The organism is Bradyrhizobium sp. ORS 278 (assembly GCF_000026145.1).
GTDB lineage: Bacteria > Pseudomonadota > Alphaproteobacteria > Rhizobiales > Xanthobacteraceae > Bradyrhizobium.
In genome coordinates, this window is the sequence record NC_009445.1 from 855,582 (window position 1) to 874,368 (window position 18,787).

The following is an 18,787-nucleotide window of genomic DNA, read 5'->3' on the forward strand; positions in this document are numbered from 1 at the left end:
GCTTGTGATGATGGCTTCAACGATGAGGTGCTGGCATCGGCCTTGATCGACGCGCAGCACGGCATCAGCGATCTGGGGACGCCAATCGATATCGTCGCCAAATTGTTTCCGGGGCGCGATCCCGAGGATGTTCTCAAGCTGCTCGCCGATATCCGGCGGCACCGCCAGTTGGCGCAGTCGCTCGAGGCCATCGGGGAGCCCGATGCCGAACTGGAGCGCAGCCTGCGTGCGCTCGAAGAGCTCGATCCGGAGGTTACGGACCGGAATCTCCAGCACCGTTACGAGAAGCTGGTCGCGCAGCTGCGCGAGGCATCGGTTCGACGTTTGACCCACCACATCCTGTGCATGCGCGCCGCGAGCAGCGCCGCGTCGGAACGTAGGCGGCCGATCGTCGCGAGCATGCTGCGCAATCTGGAAACCATGCTATCGACCGAAACCTACGTGTCGATGCTGTCCTATATGCTCGCCGTCGGCCAGGACATCGATGTGCTCGAGCTCGGCAAGCTGTTGCAGCGCGAGGTCGCGCGAGCCAACAATGCGGAGCTCGGCGAGGTCATCGCGTCGGTCCGTGAGCGGCTGGGCGCGGCGCTGGCGTGGGCGAACGCGCCGCACAAGAACTGGCTGATCGCCTTCGATCCCGTGCGGGCCGGCAAGGCGGCGGACGACCGTATCCGTGCCGTCGCGGTGTATGTCTGGGATACGGCCATCAATGGCGACGTGCGCTGGCGCATCATGCCCTACGAGCGGATGACGCATCTCCGCCTCGTCTGCCGGCTGTTTGCGCGGCCTGCCGGTATCGTCGATCCGAATGCCGAGAGCGACGTCCTGGGTAGTTCCGAAAAGTCGGATGAGGCGCTGATCGGCCGCGTTGCCAGTGGCTTCTTCAACCAGGAGCCGGCTGATTGGCTCGCCGCGCTGGCGGCGTTCGACGCCATCCAGGATGGGCCGTTCCTGCACCAGAATGTCATCAACCGGATAGCCGATTGCGTCTGGGTGATCATGGCGGGCGCCGCCGAAGCCGAATGCGCAACCCTGCAGTCCAGTTCGGGTCGGCTGATGGGTGAACTGCTAGCGGTGCTGACCAGCGCGCTGAAGCTGGGTCCGGAGACGGATTTCCAAGCCGCGGCCGAACGGGTGGTCCGCGCACAGGCGTCGCCGGCCAACCGCTTCAATCGACGGTGGCTGCCGCTCTACGGCCTGTTCTGGCCGGCCATGCTAGCGCATTGGCGCTTCACGGCCTTCGGCCTGCAGCCGTTTCAGCCGGGGTCGGAAGCAGACCGGTGCTTCCGCGTCCTGCTCGGTCGGATCGTTGACGCGGCTCCCCGGAGATCGGCGATCTATCGCGACGGCTGCGCCACGCTTGCTGCCGCCGCGGTCAAGTGCGCGGCCCGCGCCGAGTCCCTCCGGGCGCCCAAGAGCGCGGAATTGTATCGCCTGAAAGCCGACCGCCTGCACGGATTGCAGGCGTTCTTCGACGATCATGCCACCAGATCGCTGATTGCAGTGTAGACGGCGGAGGAGTGATAGAGATGAGCGACGAACTTGAGCCGATCCTCCGCAAGATCGAGCGGCGCGCGCTCGCGAAGCCGGGCAGGATAGTCGTAGCCGTCAACCAGAGAACCGGCCAAGCGTTGCCGGAGTCCGGGTTGCTGGACTACACGATCAACCGGATCCTTAATGAAGTGGTCCTGTACGAGATCACCCCAGATGAATGGTTGTGGATCGACAACGCAAGCGCGGCGATCGCGGTGTTTCCGACCAACGAACGCTCGGATCTCGCCTTCCGGATCCGGGTGAAGGCGTCGAAGGACTATGCAAGCCGGATCGCCGAGGCGTTCCACGACCGGGAACTCGGTCCGGCACAAGTGTTGTTCAAGACCGTTCGCAACTATCTCGGCTCGCTGCTCGAAGAATCGACGCGGCAAGGCCCGGAATCGGCGATCGAGCGCATCGCCATCAACCGGGCGATCTGGCAGGCAGAAGTCGCCCGTGTGATCGCGAGCAAGCTGCACCTGGACGCCGAGTTGATCTTCCAGATGCAACGATCGATCATCGATTTTGATGTGACCATTCGGGCCGAGGCGATCCCGGTGGTTTCGACGGACGCCCGCCATGCGAGCTTCCCGATCACGGTCACGGTGGTGCTGTCGCGGGCTCAGTCGCGCTCGAACGAGCCGCTGCCGCAATCGGAGCAGGAGCGCCAAGCGCTGGTGCGCGCCGTCGTCAGCAAGGCGTTTCGTGACCGCATTTCGCTGTACACCTACTGGTATCAGCCGGACGAGATGAAGCGGCAGTTGAGCAGCGCCCTGGCGGAGGAGCTCGGCCGCTATGCCTATGCGGTGAAATCGCTTGTGATCGATCCGATCGTCCCGCCGGTCCCGGCCGAGGAACTGATCGTCGCCGACGTCAACTGGACCGGCAGGCTCGCGCGGCCGATCCCGTTCCACGTCGAAGCCAAGGTCCGGATGACGACTGACGGCGCCGGCATCTATCATGCACGAAAACTGAACCGGAAGGACTGGATCAAGGAAGAGATCTCTCCGGCGCTGGAACTGGCCATGCATGGCCGCGATTTCATCGACCTGACCGCCGAAGCCGAGCGTGAGGTGCATGAGGCTGTGCATCGGCGGCTGAAGGATCGTGCCCATTCGATCGGCCACGAGGTCGAGACTTTCGTCGCCAGCGCCGCCATTCCGGAAAAGATCTGGTTGAAGCCGACGACGGTTCAGGTCGAGCGGCGGGAGTACAAGACCAAAAACGACCTGGTGCCGGCCGAATTCGAGATCGACCTGGTCGTCGAACTGACCACGCTGGCGCGGCTCGAGCAGTTGATCCAGGCCCAGCGCCTGACGCGCCCCAACGACCCCAGTGATGGCGCCAATCTGGCGATCCGCGCCGCGATTGGCGAAGCGGCGGTACGCGCCGCCTCGCGCGTGATGTCGCAGATCGAGCCGGCCACTTATTTCTCGAAATATGAACGCTGGGAGGTGCCGGTCGACGTCGCCATTGTCGATGACGGCGAGAAAAACTATGTGCGCAACCAGCTGGTTTGGGCCATCACCGAGGAATTGAAAGCCGAGTTCTCGGTCAAGAGCTGTCACGTCAGCCCGCGACGGGTCGACAGCCGCGTTGCCACGATCATCCGGCACATTCAGCAGATCGGCGATGTCCAGGTGATCGTCAAGGTCGAGCCCGGCCAATCGGCGGGCCCGCACCACGCGGTGGATGCCACCTTGAACTATTATATCGGAAGCGTCGATCCCGATCAGATCGCCAACCTGATCCAGCGCGGCGAAATCCCATTGTCGCGCGACCGATTGGTCAAAGATCTGAACGACTGGACATTCGAGATCCTCAACGGGCGGCCGAGCGATGAGCTGAGCTCCCTGTCGTCGCGCGATCCGACCAGCCTGCTCGTGCAACGGCAAATCGAGGACTTCATCGATGGCCGCGTGCGATTTCATCACGGCGTCACTGTTGGAATCAAATCGATCAGCGTCGGCCATTCGGAGGTCGCCAGCGCGACGCGGGATTACAATGCGTTGCCGGTGAAGGAGCAGATCGCGCAGATTTCTGTAGTACATCGTGTGATGGAGGAGATGCAGGCCCCGTCCGACGAAGAGAACGACCGCAAGTATTTGCGATCGAGGCTCGACGTGCTGCAGCGCTTGATTGAGGCTAATCCGCGCGAAGATGACGATGATTTCCGCCGTCTCGAACAGCATGAGGATGAGCTGGGTAAGGTGAAGGCGCAGCTCGCCGACATCAACAAGCATATCCTTCGCGGTCCACGGCACCTGCTCGAACTGTCGCGCGGCACGCGGCCGCCCGAGGCGGAGCCGCAGGCGTCGCCGATGCAGGATGTCACGCCGCCGAGAAATACGAGCCTTTGATTGCGGACTGGACTGGATACTTTGCTAGTCATTTCATGAGGGAACGGCACCGTGAGAGGGATATTTGCACACGCCATGCGTCAATTGCAGGCGCTCCTGCTGACGCGGCATTCCGTCGTCGTCATGAGCCTGGCGTCGATCGCACTGGCGCTGGCTTCTGCCGAACGCACGTTCCAGGGCATGCGGAACTTTACCGGTGGTGCGACCAGCGACGATCAGCAGTTTGCGACGGTGGTCAGCCTGCTCATCACCGTCGGCGTCCAGATCCTGCTGGTGCATCTGTCCTGGCGGATCGGTGACGCCTATGCGAACGACGCGGCAGGCTTCGTGGCGGGGTCGGTCGAGCCCGAGCCACTGGGGTGGACGAGCCGGGTCGGGCAGCGGATCAGGCGGATTTTCATCGTCCGTCATTTCGTGCTGATCCTCAGCTTCCTGATCTGCGCCTTCGTCTGTGTCTTCTTCTCTTTCGATGCCTTTCTTCAGGGCATCAGCAGCACCACGCAGCGCGCCATTGTTGCGAGAGGTGTGGCGTCGACCCTGCTGCTCAAGATCAATGCGGAAGTAGGCAAGGATCTCGGTGACCAGCGCGACAAGGCTGCGGCGGATCTGTCGGGCGGCCCGGCATGGAACGCCTACAAGGTGCGCATCGCGCAGGTGGTCAGTGCCGCGACCGCCCCCGAACTGACCAAGGCGGCCGATGCCCGAGTTAAGCAGCTGGCTGAGGAGGCGAAGGCGCGCGCCGACAAGGCTGCCCGGGAGAAGGAGGATCGGCAAAGAGAACAGAACGCGGCAGCGTCGAAGGTCAGCGAACTCAGCAATGAAAGTCAGCGGCTGGAAGCAGGGGCCAAAGACGCGGCGCAGGCATTCGAGCGCGCGAAGCAGGACAGGGACAAAAACCTCGCGGATATCAGGCAGGCCGATGCCGACATTGCGCGCATGCAGCAGCAGATGGACGATGAGGAAACCACCGGCAGGGGGACTCTGAACAGGCTTGGCAATCCTGCGGTTGGACAGGGACCCCGGTGGAGGGCGTTGAACAACAGCAAGCAGTTGCTGGTGAAGACCAAGGAAAATCTCAAAGCTCAGACGGCAGCGCTCGAAAGTGCAGTCACGAAGGCCGAGCAGACCAGCCAACAGGCCAGCGAGAAGTTCGAGAAGGCCAAGCTCGACCTCTCGAACGCCGAAGCCGGATTGACCTCGGTCAAATCCGTGAACGAGGTGGCGACAGCCTTGCAGCGTGGTCCGGACGATATCACCGGCAATCTGTCGAGCGCGTCTGCGGCGGCAACGCGCCTGAGCGATCTACCGAAGGAATTTTCCAACAAGCGCACGTGGGATAGTTGGACAGCAATCGCCGCACAGTGCAATCGGGTGATCAGTCTGCTGCGAGGCATTCCCGAGAGCCGCGCCAGGGCTGAGAAGCTGTCGTGCGACGTTCCGGAAGAGACCAGCACGGCGGTTGACGCCTATTTCGATCTGGCCAGGCGTCGGGACGAATTTCAGCAGAAGTGCATGAAGGCGGACACGTCGACCTTTTCGTTTCAGCAGTTGATCGACAAAGGTAGGGACTGTCTGCAGATCGCGGGTCTACACGACGATGTCACCAAGGCGCTGGGAGCCGAGATCGACCGCGACGCGGAAGAGCAGGACGAACACGCCCACACGTTCGTGCGGACGATTTCCGCGTTTCAACGTGGCGACAAGCTCGCCTACATCGCCGTGGCCATCGCGCTGTCACTTGACGGGTTGATCGTGCTGTCGGGCATCTGGGGCGCGCGCGCCAATGCAAGCCCGCTCTCGCGCGGCAAGGAAATCATGATCGCCGATGTCGAGGAGCATGCCAGGAACGTGATGGCGATCGAGATCAGGCCGGACAAGCTCCGGCCTCCGGCCGGCTGGCCGGTGCCACCGGAGGTCTACAAGGCGCGTCTCTTCCTGAATCAGATCGAATACCGTCACGATGCCGCGCAGCCGCAGTTCGGTGGCACGATTTCCTGCGCGGGGCTCGGAGAGCAGGAGCGTGCGGCGATCAACTCGGTCCTGGCGATCGGTGCTTTTGCCGAGCCCGTCGAAGAGCGGCCGCAGGTCCAGATCTGGCGGGTGACGTGGCGCCTCATTCACTTCGTCACCTCAATCGCTGCTGGATTCGAGCGGGTGCAGCGAATTCGCCAGGCCGCGGCTGAGGCACGTGCGGACATGGCTGGTGAGACTGCACCTGCGCCGGTGTCTGTCGAAACGCTGCAGCAAGCCGGCACCGAGAGCAATCAATCCTATTGGGCACGAGCCGCCGCCGCCGCGAAGAGCGGCCCGCCTGCAAAGTCGGAGACCGAGCTCACCGAGCGCGGCTTCGTCGAGCGTGCGCATGAAGCGTTTCGCGACGAGGTGGTGTCGGCCGAGCTGGAAAACGACAATTCTGTCGTACACCCCAATTGGGCTACGCAGCGGAAAGGTCGGGAGGTCGCCGCAGGTTGACCCTATCGCCCACGGGGTCGCGCGTATGGGGGAGCGTCGACGCATCCCGCAGTGTCGCTCTCGAAACGGCACCTACGCCTGCGCGCCGGGGCTTTCGACACCGGCTTCGGGCGCGGCGGAAGCGGTGTCCGCGAGATTGCCAGCTGCGGATCTCCGCAGGTGGCTTTGGGCGAGGTGGCCGAGCAGGTGGGCGATCTTGTGAAAGTCGCCGGGATCGAGTCTTGGGAGTGATCCGGCCGCAGTCGGCAGCATCGCGTCGATCAGCCGGATCTGTGTTTCATCGAAGATCGGCTGCTCCTGCATCGCTTGCCTGATCGAACGCCAGAGGCGGGTATTGCCGCGCAGGTGACCAGGCGGCGGCCCTGTCGTGGGATCCAGCAGATGTTGAATGGTCGCCGCCTGCTTCTGGAGCGCCTCGGCGTCGCGTTCGAACACCGTCCAATTGGAGGGAACGCTGAGCATGCCCTCGATGGCGACGGGAAGAAGCCGTGCGATATTGGTGAACGGGATTGGCTCGCCGGCGCTGACCGCGCAGAGTCGTCCGACGATCTTCGGATCGAGCGTGGCAAACCATTCGTCGAGGATGCTGCGGAGCTCATCGCTGACGCTGAACAGCGATGACGGGTCGACGAGCGTGCCCCGTGGCGCGGCCGACCTCGCTTGTGTCTCCGCACTGCCGTTCGCCCAGCTTGTCGGCGACGCCGCGGCGGCACCAGGCCCTGTTCTGGGCAGCTCTGACTCCAGCCGCTCCGTCAAGGCTGCGCGGACCTTCGGCTCGATGTCATTCCAAGCCAGCGGCACCAGGCCGTGGATCGTGGCGCGCCAGCAGAGGATCTGGGGTCGCAGGTTCTCATCATCAGGACGGTGCGGCGGTGGTGCCCCTTCCGGGCGCCGGGTGATGGTGATCTGCTCGCCGGGCTGCGAGCAGATGCAGAGCATGGCGACATCGTCGATGTCGAGCGGTCCGTGGAACGTCAGTGTCAGCTTCTGTCCCGGCGGCATCAGTTCGGATTGAATGCCGGATTTCGGCAGGAAGTAGCCCCGCGCGGTCGGCTGTTCGGTCGCGCTCACGGCGGGAGGAATTCTGTTGAACGGGATCGACCAGCCAAGATATTGCGCAACATTGGTCTCGAGAGACTGCAGAAAAGGGTTCGGCGTGTTGGTGGCCAGCCGACCGGCGAAAATGCTTCGCCACACCAGCAAGACAGCGGCATTGGGGGCGCCCAATGACAGCTGGACAATGGATCGCAAATCGCCGGATTGACCGACGTAGTGATCGGTACGCGCCGTCAATTCGAGCTCCGACAGCAGATCGATCGTGGAGGGCGGCTGGACCTCGATCAATCGTGCCGTGCCATAAGGCCAGGCAAGTCGCGCGGGACCGATGCGAACGCCATTTTCGTCGCGCGTCATCGAGGATGTCCAGATGCCCTCGACATGGTCCTTTTGTCCAAGTCCGAGAGTGTCGCGTGCATGGCGGTGCAGCTCGCTCGCATCGGCAAAGCTGGTATCGTTAGCAAGGAATTTGAGCTGCAGGACCGGCGCTGCGCCGCTATCTTTCCTGTACGACACCAGAAGCAGATTGTTCTGAGCGCCGAACGTCGCATCCAGCGCGAGCGGTATCGTCCCGCCATCCGGTGCGCCAAGAAGTTCAGATGTTGCGTTTTCATCGACAGCGACCAGCTTCGTCACGCTTTCTTCGGGAAGCTTCCAGTAGCGCCGGCGTGCGCCTGACGCTCTCGGTCCGAGCTGATCGACCTGCTCAAATTCGCAAAAAAAGGCCGGACTGTCCGCGCCGTTTCTGGATATCAGGAGCGTCCTGGCGGCTGGAAACCAGATCGCGTTGACGGGAAGCGGCATTGTGATGGCCGACAAGTTCGCTGATATTGAAACGGCGGACGACAGTTGAAGTCTATTCTGTTACAATTCAAGCGGGAAGCGGCAATTTGGCAGTAACGGCGCTCTAGAGAGAAGAATCCAGTGGCAGATCCGTTGATCCTGTTTACCGGCTTGCCGGGCGCCGGCGTGTCCACGCGTCTTACCGCGCTCCGTGTCGCGCTCTCTCACGACGTCGGCTTCAGGGCCTATGAGGTCGACCGCGAAGGCCGGCAGATCAACCAGGAAGAACGGATCAGCGAATTCGAGCTGCTCGACATGATCGCACTTCATGAGGGTGCCCGGTCTTCAGCCGTCAGTCCGCCGTTCCGGCTTGGAATCGAAGCCGGCACGCACAGGGGCTACATCGAGGTCTGGGAGCAGAGCTTCGACGCTGCGGTCAGCGGACTCGAACGCGCGGAATATGAGTTCGACGGTATCGTCGTCTCGCTGTCGATCCACAGCCGATGCAGTGCAGAAGATGTCCGCCGGTTGAACGCCTTAATCCGCCCGTTGCGGACGCGGTATTGGATCGATGTCCGCGAGCGCAAGGCGCCTTGGATCTTCATCGACCTGACATGTTACGAGACCCTGTTCTGCCAGCTCGTTCCGGAGATGCTGCCCGAGATCAGGACGGACGGGGCTGCGGCACCGTCGACGCCGCGATGGCTGGCGGAAAGACGGGAAGTGCAGGAGCTGGCGATCCGGTCCTTCTGTCAGAGCTGGCGCGGCGACAATGAGTTCACGCATTTGGCCAACGCCGAACGGCAGCGCTGTGCCGGTCCTTTTCAGCGCCGGGTGGTGATCCAGGTATCGAGCGCCTGGGGTTTCCTTGTCGGCAATACCGGTCCAGCGGCGCGCGAGCCGGCCAATTGCAGGCACCCGGCTGAAGCTGAGGCCGCGTCCTACTGTCCGCGCTTCCCGCGGTTCAAGCCGACCGAGAAGGGCGCGTTGACCACCCTGAAGCTCGGCGTCCCGGTAACGTCCATTCCGGACGGGGCGGAGATAGGACGGCAGGTTGAACACGAGGCGCGGACATTCTTCCGCATCTGGAAGCCGATCGGCGTTGTCGAGCCGATCCCGAGCGTGGTCTGGAACAGGCCTGCACCCAACATGTTTTGGGTGCCGGAAGTCATGTCGTCGATGCCAGGGTCCGCGTAGGCGTTTTGTGCTCACTCTCTGATGCGACCGGCATGCTCGGTGCTGGCGGCAGCGACAGCCGCACAGTTGCAATAGCGATCTCGCGCCGTGGCGACCTGGGCGCAGATTTGACGACGGGGGCGACCAGGAACAGCTCGTGGGCCAGTCTGTCGCGCGCAGACCTAAGCTGCGAGGAGGCCGTCCCGGCTACGGTGCAGGCCTCCGAGATGGCGTCGGCGACAGCCTGATCGCCGATCCCGATCAGCCGCGCCACGATGCGCCGGCAATGCGGCGCCCGTGCAATGGCACGAACCAGGCTGCTATTGATGCCAATGTCGGCGTCGGGTCTGTCGATCGTGATCCTACGCAAGGCGGAGATCGACGCTTTCGACAAGGCATCTAGGCTGGATGTCCAACCCGACCGGTCGGCCAGCCACTTCGCCGCGGCAAGCGTCTGCTCGATCGCATCGATGCTGTCTTCGAGTGCCGCCGAATCGGCCATGGGCAGAGGGCGGCCAAGCCGCACCATCAGCAGGTGACGGCCGGCGCTGGAAAGCGCCGGCAGGGAGGCCGGCACGGATGCGCCCTCGAACAAGGTGGCGATGAGTGAAGCTGCGCTTTGCGTCAATGCAGGTGCGATCGTTGGCTGCTTGTCCTCGATCGCGCCGGCGAAGGTTTGCCATGCGCAGGCCACTTCCGCTCGCCGTCCGCCGCCGGACGACAGGCTTGCGAAACGTCTCCGTCCGGCCCGATCCGGGCAGAGAACTCGATGTGCCCCGACGGTATCGTCCGCAGTCGACAGCGCCTGAAATCGGCGGCTGATATCATCCGTGGTCAGGTCCGCGTCGCGGCCGATCAATTGAGCCGTGAGGGCGCCCGGCCTTGCGGGCGGGACACTGTCGTCGATCCATTGGATCAGCGCGCCCGCGATCGGGCGGGAAAAGCCAGCAGCAAAGGACGTGTGACTGCGTAACGCTGGCGGTAGCATCGCCAGCAGATCGGCGCAGGCGCGGAAGAATTCGGTCGTGTCGGGAAAACTCTCGCGACCGAAGATCGCCCGCTCACCAGCGGCCAATGTGTCGAGCATGATGAAGCTCAGGCGCGAGCATTCCTTGACTTGGGCCACCGGCCTTGCCAGCAGATCGAACGCTGGCATTGGATCGTCGGACCGGCTTTCAGCTCCGATGAATGCGTGCGGAGCCAGCGTCTGCGGCATGTTTGCAGTGATCGTAGCCGCATGGCGCGCCCAGTCAGCCCGTTCGAACAGGACAGTGTCGATCTCGATAGGATGATCAGACTGGATGACCATACTGCTTGGCGCAGGCGATCGTGTAAAGCTCCAGCAGCCCATTCCCATCGATGGCTTGGCCCGGGCCGTCGCCGCAAACGATAGCGGCCTCAACAAACAGGCCTGATGCCGCGCACGCGACGGCAGCAGCTGCTGAATTTCGCTCAGGCACGTTGACGACAAGGCCTGCAGCATGTCGGAACGGGGAAAATCACGGGATTGTCGTTGGACAACGCAATCCTCGAAATCGACCGGAGCCAGTGCCCCGAAACCAGGGCTACAAGCTCGCTCGAAATGGATGCGAACTCGGCTGGGGAATCGAAGCAGCAAGATTCGGCTCGCATGCTGGAGGCCCACTCTTGTCGGACAATTCTGGTTAAAGACAGGTTAACGCCATCACGGTCTGCTCTTGCACAGGGAGATGATGCGGCTCTCTATCGATAGCTTGAAGGGTGGATCGTACGCATCCGGTGAAGACCACAGGCGGAGTAGCCCGCGACCAATGCCGCCGTCGCTGCTCCGACGTGATCACTTCAACTTCCGCTTTGGCCATAGGACTAGCTCCAGGACTAGTCCTACGGCTTCGCGAAGCCTCACTGCCGACGCAAGGTGGCCGTCACCGGGGGCTTACGGTGGATCCGAGGGAGCCCCACGCGCGGCGTACCATCGTTGTCATAGGCATCATATGGCGCTGCCCTTTCGTTCGATCGCAAATTGAGAAGCGAAGGGGTGCTCGGCTTTCATTGGGAAGGAGACGAGATTTGAGTCCAACATCGCATCCGGCAGCGCTGTAGGAGGCAACAGTCTTAATCAAGCGGGGTTACAAGGCGCGAACCGTGACCTTCCGAAGTCGCTAACATGAAACTTCGTCGAACTCGGCAGTTCAACTGTTCGAGCGAGTTTCCGCCATGCTGACGCACGATGCCTGGCTCAGATCTTACTTTTGGGCTGAGCCTGATCGGTTGTCTCCTCGACCTTTGCACGTCTGAGCCAGCGTCCTAACGACGGATCACGCTTCACTTCGTGGCCATTAACAACCAGTTCTGATATTCTGTGCTGCTGCTGGCGCAGATGATCTCTTAATAGACGATCACGTGTAATGTATCCGGCGTTCACGCCGGGAAGCGAGTGGTTCATCAGCAGATGAATGTCGAGCTCCGAAATTCCGGCGGCTTGCGCAAGCGTGCGATAGCTCTGCCGCAGATCGTTGCCCCATTTCGAAAGGACATTTCTGTCCTCCTTGTGCTCTACGAGATGTCCTCGCTCGCTATCGGCCGGAAACAACCAAGATTTCCATTGCTCAGGATACATGATCCGACCCCACCTGATTGCGCGGATGATGCAGCGGATCATAGGTCGCGATAGTGGAATATCGAATGCCTTCTCCTCACCGCCCTTGGGCTTTGGGATATGGATAAGCCGTCTTCGTCGATCGATGTACTCCAAGCGAACCGCTTTGAGAGCTGTTGGTCGTGATCCGCTAAGAAGCGTCAGAAGGTGAAATTCCCGCCTTAACGGGTTGTCCAGTGCATAAAGCTCTCTAAGCCAGCTACTGATGTCGTTTGGTCCCATACCGGTATTGCGTCGGTGCTCCTTGTTCCAATCGATGGCTGAGACTGGATTAGCGGTAGGCAGGTCGGGATTGCCTTTCCGGGCGTGGTTGTAGATGGCGCGTAAACTGCGCATAGCTCCATTGGCAATGTATGGGCCGTTTTCCTTCGTGATCTTGTCGTGGCGTTCAATGACCAGGTTTGGCTGCCGGCCAAGCCGAGCCAGCGGAATATCGAGCCAGTCCTTGAACAGCCGCTCCATGTGATCCCGATAATTTCCAATGGTCCCCGAGCTTCGACCCGTACGTTCCATATGCGCATTCCGATAGCGCTCCCAGGCCTGCCGAAGTGTTATTGAGCCTCCCTTAATCGTCGGAGCTTCGCCAGGACGTTGGCCCTTGGCGATCGACCCGAGTGCTTCCTTGGCTCCGGCTCGCGCTTGTCGCGTGGTTATGTCGCCAAATTCACCGAGCTTTACCTGGGCTGTGAATTCACGAACGCCATCGCGCCAGAACTCACCCTGGGCCATGAATGTCTTCCGACGCTTGCCGACGAGGACGAAAAATCCCGGTAGCTCGCTGTCGCGCACCTTGTACTGCTTCTCTCCTGCGGAAAGACGCGCAATGCTTTTATCGGTGAGAATCTCGCGTTGGTCAGCCATGGGTACTTTCACCGATTTTAGTCTGGGTTTAGTCTGGGGAAGTCCTGGATGAGAATCATCGAGGTCAAATTACGCCAGACTACGCCATGACGCGAAAGTGCATGACCAATCAGTATCTTATTGCGTGGGCGAGAGTGTGGCGAGGCACCGCCGCGTGCAGTCGGAAAGCGCCAAATTCATACTACGAATCTGAGGGTCGGACGTTCGAATCGTTCCGGGCGCGCCATTTGCTGATGATCCGTCTCCGATCCCATCGTCTCCGATCGATGCGCCGCCGGGTCCGGGTCGGCGCCGCAGGAGGTTCGTCTTGAGCCGTTTCTGGTCAGAGCTCGCGCACGGGCTGTCGCCTTATGTGCCGGGTGAGCAGCCGCAGATCCAAGGTCTCGTCAAGCTCAACACCAATGAGAGCCCGTTCGGGCCTTCGCCCCGGGCGATCGCGGCCATCCAGGCCACGGCGGCCGAGACGCTGCGCCTCTATCCCGATCCGCAGGCGACGCGCCTGCGCGAGGCGCTGGCCGCCTATCACAAGGTCGCACCCGAGCAGGTGTTCGTCGGCAACGGCTCCGACGAAGTGCTCGCGCATACCTTCGCCGCACTCTTGAAGCAGCGCGCGCCGCTGCTGTTTCCCGACGTGACCTACAGCTTCTATCCAGTCTATTGCCGCCTGCTGGGGATCGACTACGCTACCGTTCCGCTCGATGCGTCGATGCGCGTGCGCATCGATGATTATCTCGGCGGCAGCGGCCCGGTCATCGTGGCCAATCCGAACGCACCGACCGGCATTGCGCTGTCGCGGGCAGAGATTGCGCGACTGGTGGCCTCGCGCAGCGACGCCGCCGTCGTGATCGACGAGGCCTATGTCGACTTCGGCGCCGAGACGGCGATCCCGCTGATCCGCGACTATCCAAATCTGCTGGTGGTACAAACCATGTCGAAGTCGCGTGCGCTCGCCGGGCTGCGCGTCGGCTATGCGATCGGCGACGCCGGACTGATCGAGGGGCTGGCGCGGGTCAAGGACAGCTTCAACTCCTATCCGCTGGGACGGCCGGCCCAGGCCGGCGCCATCGCCTCGCTCGAGGACGAGCCGCACTTTCAGCACGTGCGCACGGAGATCATGCAGAATCGCGCCGACCTCACGGCGGCGCTGGTCTGCCTAGGCTTCGATGTTCTGCCCTCCAGCGCCAATTTCTTATTCGCTCGGCATCCGGAGCACTCGGGCCAGTCGCTGGCTTCGGCGTTGCGCGAGCGCGCGGTGATCGTCCGCCACTTCACGGCGCCGCGTATCGCCGACTATCTCCGGATCACCATCGGCTCGACGGCGGAGCTGGCGCGGCTGACCGAGGCGTTGCGCGCGATCCTGGCGAGCCCTCGGGCGGCCTGATCGGCTTTCCGCTCAGCTGCTGCCGAGCAGGGTGCAATGGTCCCTGGAATCGTTGGCGGACTCGCAAGCGTCTCCCTGATCCGCGCGTGCAAAGCCGGTCGCGAGGACGGCGCCTCGCGCCACTTCTCGCGATCGAGCGTTCAATGCGCGGCGGCGGCGTGGCCTGCGTGATGCCACTTGAGGATCTCGCGAGGGATCTGGTCGAGCGGCAACACCTTCTCGGCCGCGCCGAGGGCGATGGCCTCCTTCGGCATGCCGAACACGACGCAGCTCTCCTCGTTCTGCGCACGCGTCGCGGCGCCGAGCTTGCGCATCTCCAACAGGCCGCGCGCGCCATCGTCGCCCATTCCGGTCATGATCACGCCGAGCGCGTTGGGTCCCGCATGTTGCGCGGCAGATCGGAACAGCACGTCGACAGAGGGCCGGTGGCGCGAGACCGGAGGTCCTTCCTTGATGGCGATGTGATAGCGCACGCCCATACGCTGCAGCAGCATGTGGCGGGCTCCCGGCGCGATATAGGCGCAGCCGGCCTGCACCACCTCGCCGTCTTCGGCCTCCTTGACGCGGATGGCACAGAGGCCGTCCAGGCGACGAGCGAAGGCCGCGGTGAAGCCGGGCGGCATGTGCTGCACGATGAGGATGCCGGGGCTGTCGGCGGGCAGCGCCTCGAGCACGTCGGCGAGCGCTTCGGTGCCGCCGGTCGATGCGCCGATGCAGACGATGCGCTCGGTGGTCGGGCGCGTCCGCGTCTCCACCGGCGGCGGAATGATCGCATCGGCCGTCAGCTTCTTCTCGATCATGGGACGGCGCGCGGCACGCGGCCGGACGCGGGCACGCGCGGCCGATTTCACCGCATCGCGCAGCCGCCCGGACGCTTCCAGCAGCGCCTGCCTCGTGTCGACGCGCGGCTTCGGGACGATGTCCACGGCACCCGCCTCCAACGCTTCGAATGCCTGCTGCGATCCCTGTTCTGTCGCGGCGGAGCAGATCACGACCGGGATCGGATGCTGCGCCATGATCTTGCGCAGGAAGGTGAGGCCGTCCATGCGCGGCATCTCGATGTCGAGCACGATGACGTCGGGCAGCTCGTTCTGCAGGCGGCGGGCGGCGGCAAACGGATCGGCGGCCGTGCCCATGATCTCGATGTCGGGGTCCTCGCCGAGGATCGAGGTCATGATCTGCCGGACCGACGCGGAATCGTCCACGATCAGCACACGAATCTTGGGTTTGGTCATGTGAGCGCCCCCGCTACACAGTGAAGATCGTCGGCCGGACCTGCTTGAGGTCCGGGACGAGGCTGTGAACCATCGATTCGGAATGCCCGACCATCAGGAAGCCGCCCGGCCGCAGGTGCGAGCACAGCCGGGACACGACCTTGCGCTGGGTCGGCTTGTCGAAATAGATCAGAACGTTGCGACAGAAGATGATGTCGACGTCGCGGTCGACCGGATATGTCGAATCCATCAGGTTCATGCGCTGAAAGTTGACGTGGCGGCGCAGCTCAGGCACGACGCGGCATTCCGCGCGCGCCGGATCGCGCGAGCGCAGGAAGTAGCGCTTGGCGAGCTGATCCGGCACCTGCGTCAGCACCTCGATGTCGTAGATTCCCTTGCTTGCGATCCGCAGCACGGGATTGGAGATGTCGGTGCCGAGAATGCGATAGTCGATGCGCAGCCCGCTGCGGACCATCTCGTCGAGCACGATCGCGATCGTGTAGGCTTCCATCCCCATCGAGGCCGCGGCGCTCCAGATCTTGAAGCTGCACACGCGTTCGCTGCCGCGCAGCTTCATCAGCTCCGGCACCGCGGTCTGGCGCAGAAAATCGAAATGCGCCGGCTCGCGGAAGAAGTCGGTCTTGTTGGTCGTGACGACGTCGATCAGGTGGATCAGCTCGTCCTCGAACTGATGGCCATCGAACAGGGCATCGACATAGGCGGAGACGCTGGCCAGGCCGAGCGCGCGGACGCGCTTGAGCAGCCGTCCTTCCAGCATGAAGCGCTTGCCGGCCGGCATCTTGATGCCGACCTGCGCCTCGATCAGCTGCGACAGCGCGCGGAAACGCGCATCGGACAATGTCCCGCCGGAACCGAACGGTTCCGCCCAGGCCGGCTTAAGCTGCAGCTGGGGCATGACCACCGTGGTCCGTGGCGACCGGCAGGCGCGTATGAGCCATAAGCTTGGCGAGATCGAACAGCACGACGAACCTGTCGCCCTTCCGGCCGATCCCGGAGATGTAGTCGGACGTCCAGCGGCCGCCGACTTCCGGCACTGGCTCGACGGTGGACTCGTCGATGTCGGTGACCTCGAAGACGCAATCGGCGACGAAGCCGACGCCGACCAGCCGGTTGCCGACCGGCACGTCGAGGATGATGATCCGCGTCGCCTCCGTCGCCGGCACGCTCGGCAGATCGAGCTTCAGCCGGAGATCGACGATCGGATAGCCGCTGCCGCGAACATCGATCATGCCGAGCAGGAAGTGCGGGGCGTGCGGCAGCCGCGAGATCGGCTTCATGTCGAGAATCTCGCGCACGTTGCGGATGCTGATGCCGAAGGTTTCGCCGTCGAGACCGAGCGTCAGATATTGAGCCGTTTCGCTCATGTGTCGTCCTCTTCTGTGCCAGCGGAACGTCAGGTGTTGCGGGCTCCGCCAGGGGCGAGCGGAGCGCCGCGATCGCGGCGATCAGCGGTGGAAATCCGCGTCGCGCTCGTCCTCGTCATCGTCCAGGCTGAAGGCGAAGCCGCCGGCGCCGGCGGCCTTCACCGCGCGCGCGGGCTTGGCCTTGCCGGCGGCAGGCTTCTTCGCGCCGCGGTCCGCAGCCGCCATGGTGGCCGCCTTGGCCCGCAGCTGGCTCACGGCGGCATCGATCGGCGCCGCATCGTTGTCGTTCGCGCGTGAGTCGATCCGGAAATAGGCGATGGTCGATTGCAGCTGTTCGGCCTGAGCGGACAGTTCCTCCGAGGTGGCGGAGACCTGCTCGGAGGCGCTGGCGTTCTGCTGGCCGACCTGGTCGAGCTGCTGGATGGCCTGGTTGATCTGCGCGGCGCCGACGTCCTGCTCGCGACAGGCGACCGTGATCTCGAGCACGAGTTCGGCGGTCCGCTTGATGTCCGGCACCAGCTTCGCGAGCATCGCGCCGGCGTCCTGCGCGACCTTCACGGTCTCGCTGGAGAGCTGGCCGATCTCCGCTGCGGCGGCCTGGCTGCGCTCGGCGAGTTTGCGCACCTCGGAGGCGACCACCGCGAAGCCCTTGCCGTGCTCGCCGGCGCGCGCGGCCTCGACCGCGGCATTGAGCGCCAGGAGATCGGTCTGGCGGGCGATCTCCTGCACGATGGTGATCTTGCCGGCAATGGTCTGCATCGCCTCGACGGCGCGGCCCACGGCCGTGCCGCTGGCTTCGGCATCCTTGGCCGACTGCGCCGCGATCTTCTCGGTCTGGCTGGCGTTCTCGGCATTCTGCTTCACATTCGCGGCCATCTCCTCCATCGAGGAGGAGGCTTCCTCGGCTGACGAGGCCTGCTCGGTCGCGCCCTGCGACAGCTGCTCGGCGCTGGCCGACAGCTCCTGGCTGCCGGCGGAGACGTTCTGCGCAGCGGTGAGCGCTTCCGAGACGATCTGGCGCAGCTTCTCGACCATGCGCTCCAGCGCGATGCCGAGCGTATCCTTGTCGGACAGCCGCTTCGCCTCGATCATGAGGTCGCCGCCCGCGATCGCGTCCGCCACGGTCGCCATCTTCTGCAGATTGGCGGTCATCGCATTCAGCGATTTGATGAGGTCGCCGACCTCGTCATTGCCCTTGTGATCGATCGTCTGGCTGAGGTCACCGAGCGCGACTGCCTCGGCGAGGCCGACCGCGCTGTTGAGACCACGGCTGATATTGATCGCGATCCAGAAGGCGGACGCCACGCCGACCAGCAACGCCGCGCCGACGAGACTCATCAGCAGGATCTGGGCGCGAGAGCCATCGGTGCGCGCCTGCTCGGCGCGGGACGCCATCAGTCCCTGCACATAATGCACGTATTCGGTCAGTGCGTCGCCGGCATGGCCGACCGCCTTGCGCACCTCGTCCATCGACTGTGCGGAGCCTTTGACGCGATCGGCTTTTCCGATCTTCAGCGCTTCGTCCTGCGCGGCGTTGAAGGCCGCATAGTGCGTGGCGAACTGGTCGAGCAGCTTGCGTCCGGCCTCGGTTGCGCCAGCGTAGATCTCATTCTTGGCCTTCATCAGCTTCGTGCGCAGCGTCGCGATCTCCGCCGGGAAACGATCAAATTCGGTGTCCGTCGTGGTCAGCAACGCATTCTTCTCGGCGCGTACCTGGAGCAGCAGCGTCGCTTCCAGCTCCATCGCCTTTTCCATGCGTCCTGATGCTGCGACGACGCTCTCCGTGGTGGAGATCGTTTCCGTCAGTTTCATGTAGCCGATGGCGCCCGCCATCATCGACAGCAGGATCACGACGCCGAACGACGCCGCCAGCTTCGCTTTGACCGTGAATCTCATCTGAGGTCCCTTTGGATCTGTGGTGACCGTGT

At 63.3% G+C, this 18,787-nt stretch carries 11 protein-coding genes and 1 tRNA gene; 5 read left to right on the plus strand and 7 right to left on the minus strand.

The genetic code is table 11. The annotated features are described in order from the left end of the window. Positions 1 to 1,379 precede the first annotated feature (1,379 nt). A complete protein-coding gene (locus BRADO_RS35285) occupies positions 1,380 to 3,893 on the plus strand; it encodes a hypothetical protein (protein WP_162093047.1) in 2,514 nt (837 codons plus the stop codon). A gap of 75 nt (positions 3,894 to 3,968) precedes the next feature. Then, the gene (locus BRADO_RS03795; protein ID WP_041756072.1) at positions 3,969 to 6,365 is read left to right on the plus strand and encodes a hypothetical protein; all 2,397 of its coding nucleotides are present in this window, start codon (positions 3,969 to 3,971) and stop codon (positions 6,363 to 6,365) included. A 72-nt stretch (positions 6,366 to 6,437) separates the two neighbouring features. Here the strand turns inward: BRADO_RS03795 and BRADO_RS03800 are convergent, their stop codons facing one another. Further along, on the minus strand, positions 6,438 to 8,225 hold the full coding sequence (locus BRADO_RS03800) for a hypothetical protein (protein ID WP_041756073.1): 1,788 nt from the start codon (positions 8,223 to 8,225) through the stop codon (positions 6,438 to 6,440). Between the two features lie 120 nt (positions 8,226 to 8,345). On the opposite strand from BRADO_RS03800, the gene BRADO_RS03805 reads away from it, so the two are divergent. Then, entirely contained in the window at positions 8,346 to 9,401 is a 1,056-nt protein-coding gene (locus tag BRADO_RS03805) for a hypothetical protein (protein WP_011923989.1), read from the plus strand. Here BRADO_RS03805 and BRADO_RS03810 read toward each other — a convergent pair. Continuing rightward, a complete protein-coding gene (locus BRADO_RS03810) occupies positions 9,373 to 10,998 on the minus strand; it encodes a hypothetical protein (RefSeq protein WP_157872509.1) in 1,626 nt (541 codons plus the stop codon). The genes BRADO_RS03805 and BRADO_RS03810 overlap by 29 nt on opposite strands. Positions 10,999 to 11,598: 600 nt before the next feature. Next, positions 11,599 to 12,879, minus strand: a complete 1,281-nt coding sequence (locus BRADO_RS33685) for an integrase family protein (RefSeq protein WP_244422962.1) — start codon at positions 12,877 to 12,879, stop codon at positions 11,599 to 11,601. A gap of 152 nt (positions 12,880 to 13,031) precedes the next feature. On the opposite strand from BRADO_RS33685, the gene BRADO_RS34895 reads away from it, so the two are divergent. Both BRADO_RS34895 and hisC read left to right on the plus strand, forming a co-directional pair. Beyond that, positions 13,032 to 13,105, plus strand: a tRNA-Arg gene (locus BRADO_RS34895). 81 nt (positions 13,106 to 13,186) lie between these two features. Beyond that, positions 13,187 to 14,260 (plus strand): histidinol-phosphate transaminase, encoded by a 1,074-nt coding sequence (hisC, locus tag BRADO_RS03815; protein ID WP_011923992.1) that lies wholly within the window; start codon positions 13,187 to 13,189, stop codon positions 14,258 to 14,260. Positions 14,261 to 14,400: 140 nt separating this feature from the next. Here the strand turns inward: hisC and BRADO_RS03820 are convergent, their stop codons facing one another. The 4 genes from BRADO_RS03820 to BRADO_RS03835 all read right to left on the minus strand — a co-directional run bounded on the left by BRADO_RS03820 (position 14,401) and on the right by BRADO_RS03835 (position 18,755). After that, positions 14,401 to 15,495, minus strand: a complete 1,095-nt coding sequence (locus tag BRADO_RS03820) for a chemotaxis response regulator protein-glutamate methylesterase (RefSeq protein WP_011923993.1) — start codon at positions 15,493 to 15,495, stop codon at positions 14,401 to 14,403. A gap of 13 nt (positions 15,496 to 15,508) precedes the next feature. After that, positions 15,509 to 16,390, minus strand: coding sequence for a protein-glutamate O-methyltransferase CheR (locus BRADO_RS03825; RefSeq protein ID WP_050780949.1), 882 nt, complete (start codon positions 16,388 to 16,390; stop codon positions 15,509 to 15,511). Further along, entirely contained in the window at positions 16,371 to 16,859 is a 489-nt protein-coding gene (locus tag BRADO_RS03830) for a chemotaxis protein CheW (RefSeq protein WP_011923995.1), read from the minus strand. The genes BRADO_RS03825 and BRADO_RS03830 overlap by 20 nt, the downstream gene beginning before the upstream one ends. Before the next feature lie 81 nt (positions 16,860 to 16,940). Then, positions 16,941 to 18,755 carry a methyl-accepting chemotaxis protein gene (locus tag BRADO_RS03835; RefSeq protein ID WP_011923996.1) on the minus strand — a complete coding sequence of 605 codons (1,815 nt, stop codon included), beginning with the start codon at positions 18,753 to 18,755 and terminating at the stop codon, positions 16,941 to 16,943. Between the last annotated feature and the right edge of the window lie 32 nt (positions 18,756 to 18,787).